A 5,100-nucleotide genomic window follows, 5' to 3' on the forward strand; every position below is an offset into this window, starting at 1 on the left:
TGGCGAGGGGATTTATCCCCGTTGGGTGCGAAGCGCTCCCAATCCATTGATTCCTCAGTAGGTCAGCCCTGATAAGGGGGGCTGCTGCGCAGCCCAACGGGGATAAATCCCCTCGCCACAATAGCGTCCGTCATGAGCTTTCGCCGAAAGGGGATTTTTTGCGTAAAATGCCGGCCTTTCGTCACACCTCACGGATTTCGCGTCATGGGCACTCTTACGGTCAACCAGAACAAACTGCAAAAGCGCCTGCGCCGCCAGGCCGGTGAGGCGGTCGCTGATTTCAATATGATTGAAGACGGCGACAAGGTCATGGTCTGCCTGTCCGGCGGCAAGGACAGCTACACCTTGCTCGATGTGCTGATGCATTTGCAGAAGGTTGCGCCGATCAAGTTCGATATTGTCGCGGTGAACATGGACCAGAAGCAGCCCGGTTTCCCCGAGCATGTGTTGCCGGCCTACCTTCAATCGCTGGGCGTGGAATATCACATCGTCGAGAAGGACACCTATTCGGTGGTCAAGGAACTGATCCCGGAAGGCAAGACCACCTGCTCGCTGTGCTCACGCCTGCGTCGCGGCACGCTCTACACCTTTGCCGACCAGATCGGCGCGACCAAGATGGCCCTGGGGCACCACCGCGACGATATCGTCGAGACCTTTTTCCTGAACATGTTCTACAACGGCTCGCTCAAAGCCATGCCGCCCAAGCTGCGCGCCGATGACGGGCGCAACGTGGTGATCCGCCCGCTGGCCTACTGCAGCGAGAAAGACATCCAGGCCTATTCGGACTTCAAGCAATTCCCGATCATCCCTTGCAACCTGTGCGGCTCCCAGGAAAACCTGCAACGCCAGGTGGTCAAGGAGATGCTGCAGGAGTGGGAGCGCAAGACCCCGGGTCGCACCGAGAGCATTTTCCGCGGTTTGCAGAACGTCGTTCCGTCGCAACTGGCGGACCGCAACCTGTTCGACTTCACCAACCTGCGCATCGACGAAAGTGCCACGCCGCGATTCGTCAACGTAGTGAACCTCTAAGGAGCTCAACGGCTCCTATTCACGGCGCTCGTGGCCAGGCCACTTAGAGCGCCGTTTTCATTTCCGACCCCAGGAGAGGGCATGCGCGATTACAAGTGGCTGCACGAGTATTGTCTGAACCGCTTCGGTTCGGCGGCTGAACTGGAAGCCCACCTGCCTGTTCCCAAGACCCCAGCCCAACTGCGCAAAATCAGCGATGACCGCTACCTCTCGACCATGGCGTTGCGAGTCTTCCGCGCCGGGCTCAAGCACAGCCTGGTGGACGCCAAATGGCCGGCCTTCGAAGAGGTTTTTTTCAAGTTCGACCCGGAAAAAGTCGTACTGATGAGCGCCGAGCACCTGGAACGGCTGATGCAGGATGCGCGGATCATCCGCCACTTGGGCAAGCTCAAAAGCGTGCCGCGCAACGCGCAGTTGATATTGGACGTGGCCCATGAAAAAGGCAGCTTCGGCGCGCTGATCGCCGACTGGCCGGTGACCGATATCGTGGGCCTGTGGACCTACCTGAAAAAGCACGGCCATCAACTGGGCGGTCTGTCGGCGCCGCGTTTTTTGCGGATGATGGGCAAGGATACTTTCGTGCCCAGTTATGACGTGGTAGCCGCGCTCAATGCGCAGGACATCATCGACAAAGTCCCCACCAGTTTGCGGGATCTGGCGACGGTGCAACAGGCCTTCAACCAGTGGCATGAAGAGAGTGGTGGAAGGCCGATGAGCCAGCTTTCGATGATGCTGGCGTATACCGTCAATCATTGAGACCGCATCGCGAGCAGGCTCGCTCCCACAGGGATAGTGAACGCCACACATCTCATGTGGGAGCAAAGCTTGCTCGCGATAGCGGTGAGTCAACTTACATCAATGTTGAATCTGCCTCAGTCATCGCGAGCAAGCTTTGCTCCCACAGTGGTCTGGTGGTTTCTTGCGGATTCCCTACACCCAAAATCCCTTGTGGGAGCGAGCCTGCTCGCGATAGCCATCTATCAGGCGACAGAAGGCTCGCCTTCTCCAGCCAACCGCCGATTCAACTGAAACCGCCAGCGCACATACAGCAGGGCTGAGCAGAACACCGCCACGCTCGCGGCCATTTCCAGCACGCCGAACACCTGCCGGTTCGGGTCATAGGCCGCCAGTGCGCCTTTGATGAAGTACAGGTTCACCACAAAGCACATCCACGAATGCCCGCGGGGGCTGCCGCTGATCATGCCTGGCGCCAGTATTAGCAGCGGCACCAGCTCGATCAGCAGAATCACCCAGGGACGCGCGCCGTGCAGGTCGGCGATCAGCAGGTAATACACACAGAGCAACCCCGCCAGCCCGAAAAAACACAGCAGGCTCAGGACCCGGGCGATGCGTACCCGCGGTTCCAGCCACTGAATGGGCGGCAGTATTTTCGGCTTCTTAGCCACGGCCGTTCTCCAGCAGTAGGGCGGTTTTTGCCAGGCGCAAACCCAGTGCCCGGCACAGCGCGACTTCATGTTCGTTCAAGCCGCTTTTACCGTCGGCCCCGGCGTGATGGCTCGGGCCGTAAGGCGTGCCTCCACCCTCGGTTTCGATCAAGGCGGACTCACTGTAGGGCAGGCCGGTGATCAGCATGCCGTGGTGCAACAGCGGCAGCATCATCGACAGCAAGGTGGTTTCCTGGCCGCCATGCAGGCTCGCGGTGGACGTGAATACACCGGCCGGTTTGCCCACCAGTGCGCCGGTCAGCCACAGGTTGCTGGTGCCATCGAGAAAGTATTTCAGCGGCGCGGCCATGTTGCCGAAACGGGTCGGACTGCCCAGGGCCAGGCCGGCGCAGTTTTTCAGGTCATCGAGGCTGGCGTACAGCGGGCCTTGTTCGGGAATATCCGGCGATACCGCTTCGCACTCGGCGGAAATTGCCGGCACTGTACGCAACCGGGCTTCCAGCCCGGCCTGCTCGATGCCGCGGGCGATCTGCCGGGCCATTTCGTTGGTCGAGCCACTGCGGCTGTAATACAACACCAGAATGTACGGTGTGCTCACGGCAGGATCTCCAGGATCTTCTCTGGCGGGCGACCGATCACGGCCTTGTCACCGGTTTCCAGAATCGGTCGTTCCATGAGTTTGGGGTGGGCGACGATGGCGGCGATCAATTGGGACTGGCTCAGGTTTTCATCAGCCAGGTGCAGGGTCTTGTATTCGTCCTCGCCGGTGCGCAGCAGTTGCCGGGCGGTGATGCCGAGCTTGGCCAACAGGCGTTCCAACTGCGCTGCGTCGAGCGGGGTTTCCAGGTAGCGGACCACGGTGGGCGTCAGGCCACGGGCCTCCAACAGTTCCAGCGCACCGCGGGATTTGGAGCAGCGCGGGTTGTGATAAAGCGTCAGATCGGTCATGAGCGGGTCGCATCTTGCGTAAGGTGGCGGCTATTCTACTGTGTCGCGAGGTACCCGGCACCTGAGACAGGCGCGTTCGAAAACGGTGGGCCGCGCCGCCGTTCACATTCAATACAAGGATTGGCACATGGCAAGGCGATTGACGACGGCACTGGCATTCATGGGGATTTTGTTGCTCGCCGGCTGCGGAAACGACTACGGAGTTGACCAGAACGGCCAGGCTATCGCCTCCAAACGGCTGGACAATCAGTGGGTGGTGCTCAATTACTGGGCCGAGTGGTGCGCGCCGTGCCGCACCGAAATCCCCGAGTTCAATGCCCTGGCCGAACAGCTCAAGGGCCGTAACGTGGGGGTGTTCGGGGTCAACTTCGATCAGGTGCAAGGTGAAGAGCTCAAGAGCGCCAGCGAGAAGATGGGCATCCGCTTCACCGTGCTGGCCCGGGACCCGGCCGACTTTTTTGATATCCCGCGCAGCGAAGGGTTACCGGTGACTTACATCATCGACAACCAGGGTAAGGTGCGCGAGCAGATGCTGGGGGAACAGACGGCGGCGGGGGTGATGGCCAAGCTTGAGGCGTTGCAGGCGTTCAAATAACACCTGTTTTGACAGGCGGGATCCCTTGTGGCGAGGGGATTTATCCCCGCTGGGGTGCGAAGCAGCCCCAAGATCTATATGCCACCGTGGTGTGTCAGACGGAGCGCAGAGGGGCTGCTGCGCAGCCCAGCGGGGATAAATCCCCTCGCCACAAGGTGCTTTATCAAGCTTGGAATAGTATCAACCTTCCTCCAACCACCACCGCAACGGCTTGCCCTGAGCCGGCCAGAAGCGCATTTGCTCGATGGGCGAGATGTCCCAGCGTTCGACTTTTTCCAGGGCCTGCAAAAAGCGCGTCTCTTGCTCCATCAGCGCCGGGGCGCAGAGTTTGCGGGTGCTGCCGATCTTGCCGAAGCTCAATCGATGGCCTTCCAGGGTGTAGGGCGCGAACCAGTGGTTACAGCCGCCGTTGCCGTAGGCCCGGCCGTCGTCCCCCAGGGTAATGGTCAGGTTGCTGTAGTCCATCAAGGGTCGTTCGCCAATCCATTCCAGAATGTAGCTGCGGTTTTGCTGCAGTTGCACCGGCTCGGCGGCGCAACCCATCAGGCCGGCGCCGATCAGCGCGGTCAGGGCCAGGCGTTTCATCAGGCGGCTTCCTGGCAGGTCGGGCACAGGTGTTTTTCACCGACGGTGGTCCAGCCCAGCTCGGCAATGCGCGCGGTGGCGGCCGGCTTCTGCGCCTTGACGCCGAGCTTGGCGTCGACGGCAAATTCAAAGCTCAATTGCTTGGCGCAGCGGTCGCAGTTGACCTGCCAGGTGTGGATCGCCAGCTCCCCGAACACTGGGCCAGTGGTCATGGCAGTCCATTGGCCCATGGGCTTGAGCAAGTGCCGAACGGTGTCCACGGTCAGGCGCATGGACAAGTCCTTGCTGCCTTTGAGGGTGACGAGCAGCACATCGTTGGCCTGAATCGAACCGCCGTTGCCGGTGACCTGATAACGGCCCGGCGCCAGGGCGCGGACCTCGGTCAGGGTGTGTTGCGGGTTCATCAGGGTGTAGCGGAAATCGTGTTCGGCCATGGGTCCTCCAGATAGGCGCGATATGCTAGCACGGGGCATGGCTTGGAATGATCCGGATGCTGGTCAGGTGACGAAATCCACTGTGGGAGCGAGCCTGCTCGCG

At 60.6% G+C, this 5,100-nt stretch carries 8 protein-coding genes; 3 read left to right on the forward strand and 5 right to left on the reverse strand.

Features of this window, described 5'->3' with window-relative positions; translation table 11 throughout:
- Positions 1 to 204: 204 nt before the first annotated feature.
- Positions 205 to 1,029 carry a tRNA 2-thiocytidine(32) synthetase TtcA gene (gene ttcA / locus HU811_RS24625; protein WP_076383752.1) on the forward strand — a complete coding sequence of 275 codons (825 nt, stop codon included), beginning with the start codon at positions 205 to 207 and terminating at the stop codon, positions 1,027 to 1,029.
- Positions 1,030 to 1,110: 81 nt separating this feature from the next.
- Positions 1,111 to 1,785 (forward strand): DNA-3-methyladenine glycosylase I, encoded by a 675-nt coding sequence (locus tag HU811_RS24630; protein ID WP_092457229.1) that lies wholly within the window; start codon positions 1,111 to 1,113, stop codon positions 1,783 to 1,785.
- Positions 1,786 to 2,009: 224 nt separating this feature from the next.
- Here the strand turns inward: HU811_RS24630 and HU811_RS24635 are convergent, their stop codons facing one another.
- From HU811_RS24635 to arsC, 3 genes are read right to left on the reverse strand one after another with little or no spacing between them, the layout of a single operon-like run.
- Positions 2,010 to 2,435, reverse strand: a complete 426-nt coding sequence (locus tag HU811_RS24635; RefSeq protein WP_092457226.1) for a DUF2069 domain-containing protein — start codon at positions 2,433 to 2,435, stop codon at positions 2,010 to 2,012.
- The gene (gene wrbA, locus HU811_RS24640; protein ID WP_047228739.1) at positions 2,428 to 3,033 is read right to left on the reverse strand and encodes an NAD(P)H:quinone oxidoreductase; all 606 of its coding nucleotides are present in this window, start codon (positions 3,031 to 3,033) and stop codon (positions 2,428 to 2,430) included. Before wrbA ends, HU811_RS24635 begins: the two co-directional genes overlap by 8 nt.
- Positions 3,030 to 3,383 (reverse strand): arsenate reductase (glutaredoxin), encoded by a 354-nt coding sequence (arsC, locus tag HU811_RS24645; protein ID WP_186658592.1) that lies wholly within the window; start codon positions 3,381 to 3,383, stop codon positions 3,030 to 3,032. The genes wrbA and arsC overlap by 4 nt, the downstream gene beginning before the upstream one ends.
- 127 nt (positions 3,384 to 3,510) lie before the next feature.
- On the opposite strand from arsC, the gene HU811_RS24650 reads away from it, so the two are divergent.
- On the forward strand, positions 3,511 to 3,978 hold the full coding sequence (locus HU811_RS24650) for a TlpA disulfide reductase family protein (RefSeq protein WP_092402728.1): 468 nt from the start codon (positions 3,511 to 3,513) through the stop codon (positions 3,976 to 3,978).
- Positions 3,979 to 4,158: 180 nt separating this feature from the next.
- Here the strand turns inward: HU811_RS24650 and HU811_RS24655 are convergent, their stop codons facing one another.
- Together HU811_RS24655 and HU811_RS24660 are read right to left on the reverse strand one after the other, a co-directional pair.
- A complete protein-coding gene (locus tag HU811_RS24655) occupies positions 4,159 to 4,563 on the reverse strand; it encodes an META domain-containing protein (RefSeq protein WP_047228736.1) in 405 nt (134 codons plus the stop codon).
- Positions 4,563 to 4,997, reverse strand: a complete 435-nt coding sequence (locus tag HU811_RS24660) for a hypothetical protein (RefSeq protein WP_047228735.1) — start codon at positions 4,995 to 4,997, stop codon at positions 4,563 to 4,565. The genes HU811_RS24655 and HU811_RS24660 overlap by 1 nt, the downstream gene beginning before the upstream one ends.
- Between the last annotated feature and the right edge of the window lie 103 nt (positions 4,998 to 5,100).

The sequence above is a fragment of the Pseudomonas tehranensis genome, from assembly GCF_014268615.1.
In the GTDB taxonomy this organism is placed as follows: Bacteria; Pseudomonadota; Gammaproteobacteria; order Pseudomonadales; family Pseudomonadaceae; genus Aquipseudomonas; species Aquipseudomonas tehranensis.